The 15,299-nt window shown below is 57.4% G+C and carries 17 protein-coding genes and 2 pseudogenes; 13 read left to right on the top strand and 6 right to left on the bottom strand.

Annotated elements, in window-relative coordinates; translation table 11 throughout:
* Nucleotides 1-165 precede the first annotated feature (165 nt).
* Complete coding sequence (locus tag LPA44_RS14240; RefSeq protein ID WP_230890200.1) at nt 166-690, top strand: hypothetical protein; 525 nt, start codon at nt 166-168, stop codon at nt 688-690.
* 525 nt (nt 691-1,215) lie between these two features.
* Nucleotides 1,216-1,413, top strand: a pseudogene (locus tag LPA44_RS14235) (HVO_A0114 family putative DNA-binding protein); the annotation flags it as partial.
* Nucleotides 1,414-1,493: 80 nt separating this feature from the next.
* On the opposite strand, the gene LPA44_RS14230 reads toward LPA44_RS14235, so the two are convergent.
* The 3 genes from LPA44_RS14230 to LPA44_RS14220 all read right to left on the bottom strand — a co-directional run bounded on the left by LPA44_RS14230 (nt 1,494) and on the right by LPA44_RS14220 (nt 2,893).
* Nucleotides 1,494-1,850: a type II toxin-antitoxin system PemK/MazF family toxin gene (locus LPA44_RS14230; protein WP_230890198.1), complete on the bottom strand. Its 357-nt coding sequence runs from the start codon at nt 1,848-1,850 to the stop codon at nt 1,494-1,496.
* Nucleotides 1,847-2,083, bottom strand: a complete 237-nt coding sequence (locus tag LPA44_RS14225; protein ID WP_230890197.1) for a hypothetical protein — start codon at nt 2,081-2,083, stop codon at nt 1,847-1,849. The genes LPA44_RS14230 and LPA44_RS14225 overlap by 4 nt, the downstream gene beginning before the upstream one ends.
* 102 nt (nt 2,084-2,185) lie before the next feature.
* Nucleotides 2,186-2,893, bottom strand: a complete 708-nt coding sequence (locus LPA44_RS14220; RefSeq protein ID WP_230890196.1) for an HNH endonuclease signature motif containing protein — start codon at nt 2,891-2,893, stop codon at nt 2,186-2,188.
* A 483-nt stretch (nt 2,894-3,376) separates the two neighbouring features.
* Between LPA44_RS14220 and LPA44_RS14215 the strand changes: the two are divergent.
* Nucleotides 3,377-3,682 (top strand): annotated as a pseudogene (locus LPA44_RS14215) (toxin-antitoxin system TumE family protein).
* Nucleotides 3,683-3,705: 23 nt separating this feature from the next.
* On the top strand, nt 3,706-4,110 hold the full coding sequence (locus LPA44_RS14210) for an HVO_A0114 family putative DNA-binding protein (RefSeq protein WP_230890195.1): 405 nt from the start codon (nt 3,706-3,708) through the stop codon (nt 4,108-4,110).
* Nucleotides 4,111-4,121: 11 nt separating this feature from the next.
* On the opposite strand, the gene LPA44_RS14205 is transcribed toward LPA44_RS14210, so the two are convergent.
* On the bottom strand, nt 4,122-5,363 hold the full coding sequence (locus tag LPA44_RS14205) for an RNA-guided endonuclease InsQ/TnpB family protein (protein ID WP_230890194.1): 1,242 nt from the start codon (nt 5,361-5,363) through the stop codon (nt 4,122-4,124).
* A 356-nt stretch (nt 5,364-5,719) separates the two neighbouring features.
* Between LPA44_RS14205 and LPA44_RS14200 the strand changes: the two genes are divergently transcribed.
* From LPA44_RS14200 to LPA44_RS14170, 7 genes are all read left to right on the top strand, one after another.
* Nucleotides 5,720-6,019: a toxin-antitoxin system TumE family protein gene (locus LPA44_RS14200; RefSeq protein WP_230890193.1), complete on the top strand. Its 300-nt coding sequence runs from the start codon at nt 5,720-5,722 to the stop codon at nt 6,017-6,019.
* A gap of 6 nt (nt 6,020-6,025) precedes the next feature.
* Complete coding sequence (locus LPA44_RS14195; protein ID WP_230890192.1) at nt 6,026-6,547, top strand: HVO_A0114 family putative DNA-binding protein; 522 nt, start codon at nt 6,026-6,028, stop codon at nt 6,545-6,547.
* Between the two features lie 260 nt (nt 6,548-6,807).
* On the top strand, nt 6,808-7,395 hold the full coding sequence (locus LPA44_RS14190; RefSeq protein WP_230890191.1) for a helix-turn-helix domain-containing protein: 588 nt from the start codon (nt 6,808-6,810) through the stop codon (nt 7,393-7,395).
* A 108-nt stretch (nt 7,396-7,503) separates the two neighbouring features.
* Nucleotides 7,504-8,079 (top strand): DUF7342 family protein, encoded by a 576-nt coding sequence (locus tag LPA44_RS14185; RefSeq protein ID WP_230890190.1) that lies wholly within the window; start codon nt 7,504-7,506, stop codon nt 8,077-8,079.
* Nucleotides 8,076-8,522 (top strand): hypothetical protein, encoded by a 447-nt coding sequence (locus LPA44_RS14180; RefSeq protein WP_230890189.1) that lies wholly within the window; start codon nt 8,076-8,078, stop codon nt 8,520-8,522. The genes LPA44_RS14185 and LPA44_RS14180 overlap by 4 nt, the downstream gene beginning before the upstream one ends.
* Nucleotides 8,523-8,837: 315 nt before the next feature.
* Complete coding sequence (locus LPA44_RS14175) at nt 8,838-9,119, top strand: ribbon-helix-helix domain-containing protein (RefSeq protein ID WP_230890188.1); 282 nt, start codon at nt 8,838-8,840, stop codon at nt 9,117-9,119.
* Nucleotides 9,112-9,396 (top strand): type II toxin-antitoxin system RelE family toxin, encoded by a 285-nt coding sequence (locus LPA44_RS14170; RefSeq protein WP_230890187.1) that lies wholly within the window; start codon nt 9,112-9,114, stop codon nt 9,394-9,396. Before LPA44_RS14175 ends, LPA44_RS14170 begins: the two co-directional genes overlap by 8 nt.
* A 141-nt stretch (nt 9,397-9,537) precedes the next feature.
* Here the strand turns inward: LPA44_RS14170 and LPA44_RS14165 are convergent, their stop codons facing one another.
* Entirely contained in the window at nt 9,538-10,164 is a 627-nt protein-coding gene (locus tag LPA44_RS14165) for a hypothetical protein (protein WP_230890186.1), read from the bottom strand.
* Nucleotides 10,165-10,527: 363 nt separating this feature from the next.
* On the opposite strand from LPA44_RS14165, the gene LPA44_RS14160 reads away from it, so the two are divergent.
* A complete protein-coding gene (locus tag LPA44_RS14160) occupies nt 10,528-11,349 on the top strand; it encodes a hypothetical protein (RefSeq protein ID WP_230890185.1) in 822 nt (273 codons plus the stop codon).
* 576 nt (nt 11,350-11,925) lie between these two features.
* Here the strand turns inward: LPA44_RS14160 and LPA44_RS14155 are convergent.
* A complete protein-coding gene (locus LPA44_RS14155) occupies nt 11,926-12,813 on the bottom strand; it encodes a DUF4386 domain-containing protein (RefSeq protein ID WP_230890184.1) in 888 nt (295 codons plus the stop codon).
* A gap of 109 nt (nt 12,814-12,922) precedes the next feature.
* Here LPA44_RS14155 and LPA44_RS14150 point away from each other — a divergent pair, with 109 nt between their 5' ends.
* Entirely contained in the window at nt 12,923-15,187 is a 2,265-nt protein-coding gene (locus LPA44_RS14150) for a hypothetical protein (RefSeq protein ID WP_230890183.1), read from the top strand.
* Nucleotides 15,188-15,299 lie beyond the last annotated feature (112 nt).

The raw sequence follows: 15,299 nt of genomic DNA, 5'->3' as shown, positions 1-15,299 counted from the left end.
GGGGCATCCGCCTCGTACCGCCTGTGAATTAACCACCAGCAACTGTTCTCGTCGGCAATCCTCGACGGGTATCTCTCACATTCCCAACTATTTCGCCGAGCCAGTAACAAGCATTGACGAATGGGGTGGACGTTTTTGCCATCACGGTTCCAAGAGCTGGTACCGATGGGGGTGTTCGACGAACTGCTCGTCGAGGACGGCGTCGAGTTGCCGAAGTTCCCACGCGAACGGAACCCGTCCGAGATCGAGTGGCAGACGAAAGAGATCGGTCGGCCAGCCATGCAAGCGTACAAGCTCACCACGGGCGGCCGCTTGCTGCGGCGGGAACGCGAATACCGCGAAAAAACCCCCGAGGAGAAACACGCCGAGGCCGCCGAACACGGCTTCGACTCGTGGGACGAGTACGCCTCGTTCTGCGAGGACGCGCAGCCTCAGGAACTGCTCCAGCGCGGAATTGGCGTCGCCGGGCCGGACGAGTCGACCGTCGACAAGGAACTCTGGCTCAACCACAACATGCACGGAAGCTTCGAGTTCCACGGTAGCAGCGACGATATCGAGGACGGGTTCTACTGGTCGTACGAGGCGCGGTTCACGCGCGGCAACCTCGACGCAATCGTCTTCCTCGGCGAGCGAGGCGGCGGCGGGCCCGACGACTACAGGCCGGACGAGCCCGCCACTGTCCGGTTCTAACCGCGACAGCGTCATCCGTCACGGTCAAGCTGGCGCGGCAGCGTGCACACGTCGTCGGCCTCAGGGTGGGTGACCCGGGTGGGCTCGCGTTCGCCGAGTGCGCACTCACGCTGGGGTGTTGGTCACGCGTCGAATCCCGCTGCCCGTCAAAGCATGCTGGGAGCGCGCGCCGGTCAGCTACCCGTTTCCGGAGTCAGTCCGACCGGTTTCACTCCCAGCACTGGCTATCGTTTTCAAAGACCAGAACGGGGTAGAAACGTTGCCCGAGGTTTCGGCTTTCTCGCTGGTAAATGACGGAGTTCTGATTGAATAGACGCAGAGCTGGTTGTCAAGGAACATTCGACACAGTGGGGTGGGAGAACCGACAAGCAATCGAGGCACGAACAGAACCAACAACAGAGCCACCCGCAGAACACTCGACACAGTGGGGTGGGGGAGAAGAACAGCAGCGACGAATTGAGAACTGCCCTTTCGTCGTTAACCAACAGCATCCACCAATTCCTTACTGGTGTTGGTTAAGAACTGAATATCAACGAGACCGCACGGGTGGGCGACCGAGACGTGAAGAATGTCCACGAAGAACTCAGTCGCCTCGCTCAACTGGGCATCATCTTCTTCGAGGAAGACGGCCAGAGCAAGCGCCCGGTCGTCTGGTTCGACGAACTCGTTATCACCCTCCCGTTCGATCCAGAGGCCGGCGACACGGCCACTGCCGCGCCGTAACCCCTGCAGCCGGTAGTGTACTGGAGAGAGGTTTACTACACTTACTCAGTATACTCATGAAAATATGTGCGGCGGATCTCCTATCGCAATCCGAGAGAGATGCGAATTGCTTCATCAACAGCTTCCATTTGTGACTGAGAGAGGCTCCCGTACTTTTTCGTGATTCGTGCACCGATATCAACGGTGCGAATCTGGTCAAGTTGGATGTGGGAGTCTTTCTTGAGTTCGGGCATCGATCCGGGTAGATTCACGTGGAACGGGTATCCTGTGTACCCGTCAGAGATCGGGGCGATAATCGTCGTCGGGGCATTCTGGTTGCCCATATCGTTTTGAATCACCACCGAACGGCGTGGTTTGTATATTTCACTGCCGCGGGTGTCGTCATCGTGTTTGCCTCCGAGATCGACTTGGACGATATCTCCGCGCTGAATATTCATTCGTCTCGTGGAGGCTCACCGAGATGCTGGGTTGCTTCCGTGCTGACCGCTGCCCACTCCTCATTCGTTTCCGCTGCGTGGTCGGCGTTTGCTTGATATGCCGCTGCGAGTTCGTCCTCCGTCGGACTCATCGCTTCATCGATTGCGTCTTGGACGAGTTGCGATAGGTTGATATCTTGCTCGTTAACCCACTCCTTTTGATCTTCTCGGATGGTGACGTTTTTGCGGTCCATATGAGTGTGTATAGAGTGTGTATTGTTAAACCCACCGCTGGACCGACTTATTTTCAATAGAGGAATAAATAATAAATCCGCATTAGGAACTACTGCTACGTTTTAGTAAGTCGTGATGTCGACGTCGGTGACGGGGTCGCGGTCGAGGGGTCGCCAGCGGTGGCCGGTCCAGGTTTCGTGGTGTTGCCACCAGCCGGGGCCGTCGTCCCGTTCGACGAACCGAATCCGGCGACGGTCCGCGTTAGCCGGCGTGAACTCGATGCTGACGGTTTCCGGATCGAGATCTGGGTCCACACCGCGGCGCGGCTCTCCTCTATTAGTGTCCACTTCGGGCTCGTTGGACACAGCGTTCGACTCGCTACGACGACCATCGTGGAGCGTCGCTGGTATCGAGTCGTCCTCGCGGCCGGCTTTTCGACGAAGGATAGTTCGTTCGTGGCGTCGGTATTTCTCGATTCTTGAGGTGTTGTCGCCGAAGAACCACTCGGCTTGCTTGCTGTTCAGGCGTGGGCCTTCGTAGTATTCCTTGTAGTGGGCGTTCCAGGCGTTGCGGTGCTCAACCGGGAGTTGGCGGTGCCATTGCCGGTAGGGCGGTTCGTCGACTTTGTGGATGTGGATGTGGCATTTCTGGCACAGCGGGATGACGTTCGCAACACGATCGTCAGTGTCGTCGCCATTAATGTGATGCAAGGAGAGTGTCGTCTGCGTTCGCGTCTCACTCTCAACCCACTCTTCGGGGCACTGCCCACACACCAGACACTCCCGCTCCCACGCCGCATAAACCGCCTCCCGGAAACCATCATCACTCATCGCAACCAGCCTCCTGGCAAGCGAGTCGGCCAACACCGTGTCCGTGCGTCCCGGATGATTCGTGCACCGGCTGCAGGCGGTGGATAGCTTGCGACAATACCGCTGTCCGTGCCACACCAGCGACCGAACCCCACATCGACCATCGGACAGTCGAAGTGGTACCGGCCACAGCTGTGGGCCTAGTTGTATTCGGTTTCATACTATCGAGAGAGACGATTGTGGGTGAACTGACTCACCAAGTCTCTCTCACTCACATCGAGGGATACAAACAGATCCAGCACCACCCCACAATTCAGCAGTTTTGAGGCGGAGCCCCCGACCTCAACGAGCGAGGGCTTCCGACTGGTCGGACGCGCGAAGTGAGTCGGCCGGGGGAAGCCGTCACTCACGACATATTCCACGAGCCGATAGCTTTCCAACTCCCGAATTATTGTATCTGGTCCATAGGACCATATGTATGGAGGTGATAACATATGGTGGCGGATGGCGTCCTACACCACCATCGAAGACTAGCGAGATGTCAAAGACGACTCCGTCATCGATATCACCATCCGACAAACGGAGGACAAGCACTACCCGAGCTGGTGGGACCAGGGCCTGCATCTCGGGGACATCGGCGGCGACACAATCCTCCGCTATGACAACGCTCACGAACAGACGAAAGGCCACGAGCGCCACACCCAGGATACCGTCGAAAGCATCGACTTCCTCGGGATGCTGGCGCTCTACGACCGCTTCAAACGCGAGGCCGAGGAGCTGTCGCCTGTCTCATGGGACTGGCCGGAGTAGGACGCATCCAGGAGGGACACACCATGCCCACACTCAAAGTTACCGTCGGCAAATGCGACCGCCTCGATCAGCGTACGCGTAGTCGCATCAAGGCTGCCCAAGAGGGCGACGATCTCGATGACGCCCAGCCGGTACTGAATTTCGAGTCGTATACTGAACTCAGTCGACTCCTCAGCCCGAAGAACCTCGAGCTGTTGGAGACAATCGCCGAGCACGACCCAGAGAGCATCAGCGAAGCCGCCGAACTGGTGGACCGAGACTACAAACAAGTTCATCAAAACCTCTCTGAACTCGAAGATATCGGCGTCATCACGTTCGAACACAGTGACACCGGCCAAGCGAAGCAGCCGAAGCTGGCCTATGATGGCCTCGAAATCGACATCCCCTTTGCAGGATCGAACGGGAGCGCCAGCACAGCGGCCCCGTGAACTACCCTACCCTACTCGCTCACGGCTGACGCCGTTCGCTCCTTGAGGGTAGGGCTTCCTGCTTCCACGACGCGCTTTGCAGATACAGGCGTATCCACAGGGAGCGCAGTCTCCACAGGCGTTGATTTGGAGTGTCCCACTCCTACAACTTCGAGACCGCGAGAAAGGATGTTCCACGCCGCGTTCGCGTCCCTGTCAGCCTCAAACCCGCAGGCAGGACAGGAGTGTTCACGGACCCAGAGCGGCTTCTCCGTCGAGACGCCGCACGCCGCGCACTCTTTGGTCGTCCCTCTCGGGTCCACCGCTACGAAGTGCGTGCCTTCGCGGTCGCACTTGTATTCGAGCAGCGAGAGGAACGTTCGCCACGCGGCAGACGCCGTGTTGCGACTGTTCGACGGTGATTCGAGCATCCCCTTCACGTTCAAGTCTTCGACCGCCACGAAGTCGTACTCCCGAGCATAGTACGCCGAGAGCTTGTGCAGGAAGTCGCGGCGCTTCCGTCGGAGGTCGGCGTGACACTCCGCGACGCGCCGCCGTTGCTTCTCGTAGTTGTTCGACCCGTGCTGTTTGCGCGAGAGTTTCCGTTGCTCGCGTTCCAAGCGGTCACGTTCGTCTGAGAGGTCAAGCGACCCGACCGCCGCGCCGTCGGTGTCGTGTGCGTACGTGAGAATCCCAACGTCGATACCGACGCACTTCTCGGGGTTCTCAGGCGGTTCGGGTGGTTCACGGTCCATTTTGACCCCGAAGGTGGCGAACCACTCGCCCGTCGGTTCCTTCTTGATCGTGACCTGTTTGAGTTTGGCGTCGTCGGGGATGGCGCGGTGGAGCCGAATCGGTATGTCCGCAAGTTTCGAGAGCGACAGGACAGTCTGACCGCCCTTCTTGTCGAGCTTGAAGCCAGACTGACTGTACGTGAAACTGCGGAACTCTCGTGGCGGCTTCCATTTGAGTTGGCCAACGCTGTAGCCGTTCTCCTTGAGCTTGGAGAGGCCTTTGAGGTTGTCGAACAGCCGTTCGACGACGGTTTGGAGAACCTTCGAGTACACGTCGTCGAGGTCGTCCCACCACTGCTTGAGGTCGGGGAGTTCCGACCGCAGGGTGGTCATGGACGGCAGTTCGCCGTGTTCGTCTTGGTACTCGTTGAGACGGTAGAGCGTGTGGTTGTAGAGTTGCCTACAAATGTCTCGGTGGCGGTCCAACTCCTCATGGTGGGAGTCGGACGGCTTGAGACGGTACTTGTAGGCGTAATACATCCGTTACTCTCGTTCCTCAATTAGTTCGTCCAATTGCTCGCGGACGAACGACGAGAGGTTGAGGTGTTGGTCCTCAATCCACTCGTCTTGGTCCTCCCGGATGGTGATTGTCTTCCGTTTCACCGTAATGCACACTATGCACTCTACACGCATAATGATTTGGGTGAGGCGTTGGCCTGTGGGCCGAGTGCCGAACATGTTTGAGTCTCACGCGGCGCTGTATCCCCTCCCTGCTCGCTCCCGTGGGTCGCTCGCTGAGGGAGGGGGCTTAGCGCCTCAATTCAGCTAAACACGACCCCTACACCAGCGGAAAGATTTATTCTATGTTGGTTCATACACCAACATAGGGAGTACAGATGGGATCGACGATCATCTACGAAGACGAAGACACGTTCGCCGACGGCTCCAGATACGAGATGATCGCGACCGCCATCCCAAAAAGCGACGACTACCCCGAGGGCGTCAAGTATCGATTCCAGTACATGGCCGACGACGGTCGAACGCTGCTCCGGTTCGACAACTTCCCGGACCACCCGGGCGTTAACCGCCATCACTACCACACGCCCACCGGCGTCTACGACGACATCGAATACACCGCCCTCAAAGCCCACGCCCAGACGTTCTACGACGAAATGGACGACCGCCGCGAGAGGTGACCCACCATGCCTGACAAATCCAACACGTCCGACGACACCGACGACGTCAACAGCACCGACTCCGAGACCGAGGAGATCGTGATGGACGACGTCGAAGCCGAGGCAGGCTTCCTTGAGGACCGCAACCCCGAGGACTACCCCGCGGTGCTACGAATCACGTCCGACTCCGACGAGGCCCACCGCCAGGACGCGCTCGACCGCCTCGACCGCTGGGAAGCCGGCGAGGAGGTCCCACACGTCATCAACTTCCAGAACCCCAGCGATCTCCGAGCGCTGCTCACCGACCGCCGCGTTGAGCTCCTTCGGAGCATCATGGCTGACCGCCCGGATAGCATTCGCCAGTTGGCCGAGCGTCTCGACCGTGACGTCAAGAGCGTCCACGACGACCTGCAGGTCCTCGCTGACTACGATATTGTCCACTTCGAGCAGGCCGGACGGGCGAAGCGCCCGTTCGTCCCCTACGACTCCATCGAGGTCAGTCTCGAAATCTCGGCCCCGACCTCGGCCGACGACGCCGCCCCCGCCTGACCAACCTCGATTCCCGTAGTGGAATCCCGCGTCTTCAGGCGTGGAAGGTTGTCAAGCGGATGAGTACAACACGATGACGGAGGAAGAAAAGGTGGAGATGTATCAAGCGTGGGCGGAGTATCGGGAGAATCTCCGCAGAGGAACGAAGTTGGGGGATTGACCCTGGTCTACCACCGGCGGGATTCTCGTTGTTTCTGTAGATACTCGGGTCGTCACTATCCCACCACCAGATTTTTAGTATTCCGCGGAAACTAAAACACATGGCAGAATCCGCTGTATCGCGTTCACACCCGCTTGATACAATGTTGGCAGTCTCCGACGTGGTTCAGAGTGAGAGACTCGCTCAACTCTACACTCGCGTCCTTGAACTCGACTCGCCGACTGTCGAGGAGTTGGGTGAAGGGCTCGAGAGTTCGACGACGACAGTCTATGAGGATGTCAAACACCTCGTGGACATCGGTCTAATTGAGCGTGTTACGGATACACAGCCGCACCGATACCGGGCCCGTCAGGTCGATATGACTATCCAGGCGGGTGGGGAGACGTTCCAGATCACCCCGACGCTACTTGTCGCCCTTGCGGAAAGCCAGTCGAACGAGAACCTCAGACTCTATATTGACCGCCACGGCGTCAGCGGACTCGCGACGGCGATTGAGTATGCTCGGGCATACACACAGTCGAAAATGAACGCGCGAATCATGGCCCGTGAACAAGAGATACCCGTTCTCGAGGCAGAGACCATCCTTCAGGAACTCCAAGAGATCATTCTGGAGACTGAGCCCGACATCTCTCCGAGTCTCGATATCGAGGGGCTTGACGCCGACGTAGATGAACGAATGGACGGATAGCCGGGGTTTGCCCGTGAAAGCGGTCTGGTCTGTGCAGCGTGGTGTTGATCGAGCACGGAATAATCCGTTCTAGCAAGATTTATCGCGTTTTGGGTCGTGGGTTGGTGTATGGAAGACCCGCGTTCGGACTTGCAAGCTGATGCCAGCGAACGCGCAGCAGCGCCGGATTTTGACGAGTTAACCCCACCAGAAGATGTCGTCCGTGGTGACCGAACACGCGATGATTTCTTCGATGCCGTGCTCGGACTCGACAGTCCAGCAACCGCCAGTGAAGTCGCCGACCGTGCAGGGCATGGTGTTGATGCCGCACGTGAATACTTGGACTGGTTCGAACAGATGGGTATCGTCATCCAAGTGACGACCGCACCAGCCACGTACAAACGGAACCAAGAATACCTGAATTGGCGGCGCGTCCAGACGTTACGCAGCGAATACACGGCCGAGGAGTTACTCGATTTGCTGGAATCCGAATCCGAACGAGCAACCGCACTCGCACGCGAATTCGACGCTGAGTCTCCAACGGCGATCTCGCTCACACGGTATGCCGCCGCGACCGACCAAGCCATCGAGGACGTCTGGGAGCAACTCACGGCATGGCAAACTGCTCGCCGTCGCATCTCACTGCTTGAACGAGCACTTACTACTCAGTCTGGCGACGCTACAGATCTCGAATCCGTCGCATGACGGACGGAAGCGAGAATGAGCCGTCCGATTCGCTTTCTGGTGGGCCGATTGATTTCGACCGGCTGGACGCCATCCGAGAACGCCTCGCAACGGACGATCGCTTCACCAAGATTGAGGACCAACCAGCGTTCGCTCCCGAACGATTGGTCTGTCGGTACGACCACCGATTCTATCCTGACCGCGTTCGACGTGCTCGTCTTGAGATTGTCTGGTTCGAAAACGGCGATTTCTCGCTGCACTACCACGAAGCCCACGAGACAACCGCATTCGATCACCGATGGGACAGACACCCGTCCAATCACAACACCCGCGACCATATCCATCCAGGCCCAGACGCACCGACACCCGGCGATGATACAACACATCCCATTGACTGGCGTGATGTCCTCTCGCTGGCGCTCGCAGACATCGAAGCCCGCCAACGTGGCTTCTGGACCGGGTAACAGTCGGGAGTCAACTGCCAGGGGCACGGTGGCCCGTGGCTTGTCAGTGGACTCACCGCGTCATACCCGAAGGGTTTTCGGGCGTTCACGGGTCGCCATCCCTGACCTTGGGGGCCGGTTGACCGCGGCCCGTGGCCGGCGACACCTGTTGGCCGCCGACCACTACCAGACTAGTGGGGTGCCATTCACTAACAGACTGGTATGATGCAGTGAGTGTCGGCTTCCTCTCCGCCCACGGTGGGGCGGGGAATCCGCCTTGGTTTTCTTTTGAACCCGGGACAACAATTAATAGTATTACTATCGTATTACGTCTATATGTCTGAAGCAACCACGGGAGGAGGCGAGGAGGACGAGATTGTCACGGTGAATTTCAAGGCCACGCAGTCGTTCCTCGAGGAAATCGACGAGGCGTGGCAAGGTCGTGGGTTCAACAGTCGAAGCGAGTTCATTCGGTACACGCTCCGCGACGCTGTCGAGAACCCGACGTTCGACCGCGACGAGCTGATCGCACTGCTGGCCGCTGAGGCGGACGCCCGTGAGGGAACGACGATGGACGCCGAGCAAGCGCGCGAGACGTTCGGCATAAGCGATGAGTGACGAGGAGTGGACGTGGGAACTCTCTTCGACGGCCCAAACCGATCTTGACTCGCTGTCCCCCACCGAACAAGATCGAATCCTCGACAAGCTCGATGAAATCATCACCTCCCCGTGGCGTGACCCACCGGACTACGGCGAACCACTCCAGAACAGCCCGCACAAGAAAATTCGAGTCGGCGGATTCCGTCTCTCCGCGACATTCCGGCAAGACGAACAGCGACTCGTCATCGCTCGAATCAAACGTCGTGGCGGCGCATACACAGCTGATAACGACTGAGCAAAGCCGTAGGTGGGTGATGTCGGTGACGGGGTCGCGGTCGAGGGGTTGCCAGCGGTGGCCGGTCCAGGTTTCATGGAGTTGCCACCAGCCGGGGCCGTCGTCGCGTTCGACGAACCGAATTCGGTGTCGGTCCGGGTGCTAGGGGGTGAGGTTGAGTCGTTGGAGTCGGGAGTGAAGCTCGTGGGCGGTGTGTCGTGGGTACTCGGTGGGGATTTTCGCGAGTTCGTAGGTGAGCCAGGTGCTGGTGAGGAGGAGACCGGCGATGAGTGCGCTTGAGGGGTCTACTGCGCCGAGGCTGGTCGTGATGGTCGCGGTAGGCGCAGAGAAGATGAGGAGGAAGATGGTTGCGATAGTGGGTTTGATTGGATTGCCGTCTGCGGGGTTAAACAGTGGGTTGTCGAAGTCAGGTAGCTGTTCGTGGATGCTTCCGCCATCGTGGACGAGGGTATTAGAACGATTGGAGACGTTTCGATCAGTCTGAATGTGGGGGTGGACGTGGAATGTTTTCTGTTCTGGGTTGGTATCCTCAAGGATGTTTAGGTCGACTAAGTCATTCAGGTGGTTTCTCGCAGTCTGTTTTGTCCCAGGTACAACCTCATGCACTTCGGTGGCGGTACATACCTTATCCAGTTGTCTATCAGGTCCAGGAAGGATATGGTAGATGACTTCTGCAAGGGCCATTTGCTTCTCAAAGTCATCGATAGCCCGAAGCGTCTCTTGTATATTTGAGGGGAGGGACTTGAACATCTCGTCCTTCGGGTTCATCCTACCTGACTATTGACCGTTCTTCACTTAGTACTTATGCTGGATTATACTTTGCATCTCGAGTATTCAGACTAGCCGCCCCAATGCCCTCGAAATCACCCGAATATACCTCGATGTCCGGCGCTCGCTCACATTATGAATGTGTTGGTGGTTTGGGGCTGCCAAATCTCCACGAGGGCTACCTCCCTCCCCCCGGAAGCCCCACTCGCAATGTCCGGTCGCATAAATCGGCATCGCGATGTGGTATCGAGTACAACTGACGCGTCCCACGACGAAAATGGGGGTGAGTTCGTGACGGGCCCGGAGTCGCATGTGGTGGTGACTGGGAATCAGTACCGGCCGGCGACGCTCGGCAGGAAACTGATGACAGTGTGCCAGAACACAGGGCACGCACGCGTGTTCGCGCCGTCAAAGCAAAGTGCGGCGATGATCGATGACATCGTCTCATGTCCGGTCAAAGAACAGACGCCACGGGGTGCGGTGCCATACCGCTCCGTGAAGCCACTGCAGACGCCGAGTGATGGTTGCGTCGTCCAAGAGTCGAGCAAGTCCCAGCCCAAGGTCGAGTTCGTCGCCGGCGAGGGAACTGAGCTCGCGTGGGAAGATGACACCGTCCTAGTGCCGTTCAGTAACCGTAGTGAGCAAGCGCAGTTCACGGATCTGCCGGCTGGCGTGTTTACCGCCCGCCAAGAAGACGGTGATGAGAATGGCTGGGTTATCGAAGACGACGCTGGTGAAGAACTCGAACGGACTGCCACGACGGCCGCGCTCGACGACGAGTACGTGACGGTCTGGGATTGGCTCCAGCCGGATAGGATCACCTTTGGGAGTGATGTCACCATCCACTATCCAAAATCGGACAACGGCAAGGATCTGGCGACGTACCGAAAGCAACCACACAAGAACCAGAGCACGGAGGCACTCGCGACGTTCCTAAAGCAGACAACAATCCAGTCTGAAGGTGAACATCTGCCGATCGCGGATGTGTTCGCACGATATCAGGCATGGCAAGCTGGCTTCGCAGGCAAGCCCGACAGTCAATCAACGTTCGGCCGACAGCTTGAGAACCACGGCAACATCAAGCGCATCGCTGATGGTGAGGCTGGAGACTCGGGAGTGCTGTGTAATCGCGTCTGGCGGTGGAACCCCGTCGTGAACCGCCGCACGTCAGCTACCCGCCTGTAAAGGGGTGGGCTTGTCGGTGGACTCTCGTTCTACCGACACTTGACATCTCCCTCCGCATTCACGTGGAGGAGGATTAAAAAATCGAGTACAAAATCTGCTCGATTAACTGAACAGATGGGATCCCCAGACGACATCGCCGCGGTAGTCAGCGTCTGATGGTAGCACGGAGCCGCCTTCCGCAACGAGCGCCGTATAGACGCGAGTACGAAGACGAGGAACGCGTGACGAAGCAGGACACGATTTTGCCGGCCTGTCTCGTTCCATCTTTCTTCGAGGAGAGAATTCCGCCGTTCACGGCGCGGAGGATGTCATACTCTACATAATGATTACTGTGATAATGACTTAGAATTGTCGGTCGGATAGCACAGAGACTGCAAACCACCAACCCCTCCCAGAATAGTGGGTTGCAACCCAGCCCCTCTGAGCGCCATCTACAGGCGGAGCAGGCCGAGTGCCTCGGGGCTTGACCCCGAGGCGTTCACCGTGGGTAGCTCTGTTTGGTGGGGCCGCGGCGCTGTCACTCCCATTCTGTGGGGTGTTATCGCTCGCCGTGATTAGCGGGAGTTCTTCGGTGAATCAGGATAGCGTGGCTTCCTCATCGTCCGACATAGCATTCACCAGTCCAACGAAATGTATCCAAAACCACCCGAAGAGAAGTGCCAGACCTGCTTGGATGCTGGAGTCGCCAGCAGCAACAAGATGCGGGCTGAGATACAGGCCACTGACCCAGAGAAGTACCCCAAACAGCCCTACCACGCATCCACCGATTCCAAAAATCGAGGCTACGGTGTGCTTGATGGGTGTGAGATTCGCTTGAGCCGCCGATACCAGCATAGATACCCGCTGATAGTTTTTGATTGGTTTACTCGGCTCTGCGTACTCAGTTTCGTGGGTCGATATCCTCTCGTCGATAGCCGAGCCCTGCGAAGAGGTACTAGATCCATCGGTAACTGCGTCAGTCGTGGCTGGAGTAATCCAAGAGTCAGCGATCGTATACCGGTAGGGTCGTTCAGACTCATCGGCATTGAGATAGCTACACTTGACGAGTGTACGCAGGTCATTACGCAGCGTGTCGACCCCAACGCCGAACTCCTCACGTTCAGCTAACTCCGGGGCACTAATTCCCGTGGACTCCTGATCTACCGTCCCCCGACTGCGGTGGTCTCCCCGAGTGCCGATGATTTTAATGATTTCTCGTGCACGCGGTTTCATTGTGGAGATCGGTTGCTGATCGGAGCCGATGCGATCATCAGTATTGATCGCATCTTGAATCGCCTTGACAGTCGAAGGACCGTTCTCTTGGTCTCGATTCGTCTCCGTGGCGGCACTCATGGTGAGTTCGATTGCATCGAATGTTATAATCTGTTCTTCATAAAATGCTAGTATTGATAGTTTGGAGAGGGGTCCTCCTTCCTCATATATATTTCTTTTGGAGATTCGAGTCTCGAATTCGAGAAATCTCATTCTATACCCCCCTCGTCAGTCATCGGTACAGGATGAGCGAACACGAGACCTGTCGTAGATACACCACGGCACGACTACCGTCCCACCTGCCGCAGTGGAGGGGGTCTGTATGAGCCAGCAAACGTTCTCGCTGGACACCGTCGAACAGCAATTTAAACGACACGAACAGCGCCCCAATTTGTGGATCGCCACAAACGATGATGGATACGTTAGACGCGGTGCCGTCCACGCAACACCGCCAGTGGACCCGGATTACAAAAATAAACTCACAGAAAAAACGGGCGATGCAGTCGCGGAATCAATAACGAAGCTCAAAAAGAAGTTTGAGGCGCCAGTCGAGGCGCTAACGTATCCGCGGCCGATTCCATGTCCGGATATTGACGTTGCGGCGGTCACATGTCACGCGTTCCATATCAACCCGCACTTCGTCGATGGCCGCGCAATCCAGCCTGAGATTACCGACTTCAACGAGCAGGTTATAGAAAGCATCCTCAACGTAGCGTACGAGACAGTAAATACGGCCTTCCCCGATGTGTACAATATCGAGGTTGGTGACTTCAATCTGGACCCAATCTCGGCTGGGGGAGCCACCTCCACGTGCCGGTTAGTCAACGAAGACACTGAGGAGGTTTCCGGCGTTGGCAAAGTCGACCCGGATGCGATGGAAACAGTCTTCGACGCACTCACACACGCGCGTGAGCCGTTCGTTCACCAGCTCATCACTGAGCCCGGTGACGGAAAGCTCCATATGACCTCCCGGCTGGCAACGCTGTCAGGCGACCACACACACCAAGGTGATCGCGGACTCGCCCGACTCGTCAAAGAAGGCGCGCCCGGAGATTTCGGGCGGGCGTTTACATCCACCGGTCTTACGTCGAATTTCGACATCAACATCGAAGACTACCTCCACATCGACTATGACCGGCAGATCAACGGGCAAACGGTCCACACCGTCTCCATCAGGGACGCAATGCGAAAACGGTATGATACGAAACTCCAACACCGACTGAAAGTCGAGAAGTTGAAAGAGATCATTCTCGGCCATAATGATTTTCCACGACTGCTTAACGGGTCAACTGGCTGGGAGCCAACGGCAAAAGACCACGGCTACTACGGCCGGTTCTGGATTCCCCCGGCGACGATCGGCTACTTCACGAAACGGTACGCACACTACTACGAGATCGATCCGTGGAGACACTCTCCGGTTCGAGATGCGCCGACATTTACGCCACGCCAGATACACGACATCGACGTCCGGACCGACTGGGAGACACCAGAGTCAACCATCGACGCCGAACGCAGACATCCCACTGATGGAAGTGACAGTCACCTCACACTCGGCGACGATTTCATGACATTTGCGCGTGCTCGGGGCGACGAGATCAACCGTGTCGAACAGGACGGAGCGTCGCTGCCGGACCAAGAACTCGATCCGGATAATGGATACATCAATATCCTCGAAAAACAGGTCGATAGCGACGTGGTCAACGTCGAACCGGAGTGGAAAAACGAGTCCAAGCCAGCGAACATTCTCACGAACGTCGAACGCGCGATAGCTGCGGACCGCCACGTCATTCTCGTATTCAAAAGCGAATCGGCTGCTGACCGCGCCTACGAACTCCTCTATGCGACGTACAGTGAACGGACAGAGTACGGAGTACGAACGTTTCAGGGAGACGCGATTCCCGAAGTTGAGGGTGAAATGCTCGTCACCGCCAAATCCGAGTCAACCTGGTATCTCACGCCTGATGGCATGCTCGTCCACGTCATTGACGGCGAGGTCGTCACTCGCTGTCCGGCTGAGGCGGATCTCACCGAGGTCACCCATGGCTGTGCGACTGCACAGAAAGAAGACGGTAAATACGTCGTTACTACCCGTGACGGTGAGACGCTCACTTACGAGAACGAAATCGCGTTCACACGGGAATGGACTCGCGTCACAACGCCACACGTCCCGATTGATATTAGCTATCTCCAGTACGTGACAATCATGCACGAGACGGGCGCAAAAAGCAAAGACACCGGTGAGTTCGTCGAGTACGACGCCACACCGAAGTGGGAGCGCGCCGGGGGCAAAATGGACCGGTACGAGGAGTTCGGGATGGACATCACAGAAGCGTTCCTCACCGAGACTCCCGACGCAGAACTCCCCGTTAATAAGTGTCACACGGCGATGATGGGTCTCTACCGGTGGTGTACCAGTAAAGACGCCCCGAACACGGGCTGGTTCAGTAAAGGCCTGCCCGATGAGATCGACCGAAAAGACATGTCCGGGGGGAAGAAAGCACTTGTTGGCTACACCTGGGTGTTTCCCCGCGGGCTCGTCTCGCCACATCTCGCTGGTATCGACGCTGACGCTGACCTCACACTATAGCCACTTCCACCAGCTTTGAGTATGTCACTACAGCAAACATTCCTTCGACTTCGCTGGCCGGGCGTCGACACTCCCGATGAGCGACGGAAGACATCACTGAGTGATGATCTCG

Origin of the sequence: Halobacterium sp. KA-4 (genome assembly GCF_021028995.1) — an archaeon.
Taxonomy (GTDB): Archaea; Halobacteriota; Halobacteria; order Halobacteriales; family Halobacteriaceae; genus Halobacterium.
Note: the sequence above shows the minus strand (reverse complement) of the source record. Positions and strands in the feature narration are given on the sequence as shown.

Bases quoted from the DNA above. Each gene is read 5' to 3' on its own strand.
- LPA44_RS14240 (WP_230890200.1), top strand. From the start codon at position 166: ATGGGGGTGTTCGACGAACTGCTCGTCGAGGACGGCGTCGAGTTGCCG.
- LPA44_RS14230 (WP_230890198.1), bottom strand. From the start codon at position 1,850: ATGAATATTCAGCGCGGAGATATCGTCCAAGTCGATCTCGGAGGCAAA.
- LPA44_RS14225 (WP_230890197.1), bottom strand. From the start codon at position 2,083: ATGGACCGCAAAAACGTCACCATCCGAGAAGATCAAAAGGAGTGGGTT.
- LPA44_RS14220 (WP_230890196.1), bottom strand. From the start codon at position 2,893: ATGAGTGATGATGGTTTCCGGGAGGCGGTTTATGCGGCGTGGGAGCGG.
- LPA44_RS14210 (WP_230890195.1), top strand. From the start codon at position 3,706: ATGCCCACACTCAAAGTTACCGTCGGCAAATGCGACCGCCTCGATCAG.
- LPA44_RS14205 (WP_230890194.1), bottom strand. From the start codon at position 5,363: ATGTATTACGCCTACAAGTACCGTCTCAAGCCGTCCGACTCCCACCAT.
- LPA44_RS14200 (WP_230890193.1), top strand. From the start codon at position 5,720: ATGGGATCGACGATCATCTACGAAGACGAAGACACGTTCGCCGACGGC.
- LPA44_RS14195 (WP_230890192.1), top strand. From the start codon at position 6,026: ATGCCTGACAAATCCAACACGTCCGACGACACCGACGACGTCAACAGC.
- LPA44_RS14190 (WP_230890191.1), top strand. From the start codon at position 6,808: ATGGCAGAATCCGCTGTATCGCGTTCACACCCGCTTGATACAATGTTG.
- LPA44_RS14185 (WP_230890190.1), top strand. From the start codon at position 7,504: ATGGAAGACCCGCGTTCGGACTTGCAAGCTGATGCCAGCGAACGCGCA.
- LPA44_RS14180 (WP_230890189.1), top strand. From the start codon at position 8,076: ATGACGGACGGAAGCGAGAATGAGCCGTCCGATTCGCTTTCTGGTGGG.
- LPA44_RS14175 (WP_230890188.1), top strand. From the start codon at position 8,838: ATGTCTGAAGCAACCACGGGAGGAGGCGAGGAGGACGAGATTGTCACG.
- LPA44_RS14170 (WP_230890187.1), top strand. From the start codon at position 9,112: ATGAGTGACGAGGAGTGGACGTGGGAACTCTCTTCGACGGCCCAAACC.
- LPA44_RS14165 (WP_230890186.1), bottom strand. From the start codon at position 10,164: ATGAACCCGAAGGACGAGATGTTCAAGTCCCTCCCCTCAAATATACAA.
- LPA44_RS14160 (WP_230890185.1), top strand. From the start codon at position 10,528: ATGACAGTGTGCCAGAACACAGGGCACGCACGCGTGTTCGCGCCGTCA.
- LPA44_RS14155 (WP_230890184.1), bottom strand. From the start codon at position 12,813: ATGAGATTTCTCGAATTCGAGACTCGAATCTCCAAAAGAAATATATAT.
- LPA44_RS14150 (WP_230890183.1), top strand. From the start codon at position 12,923: ATGAGCCAGCAAACGTTCTCGCTGGACACCGTCGAACAGCAATTTAAA.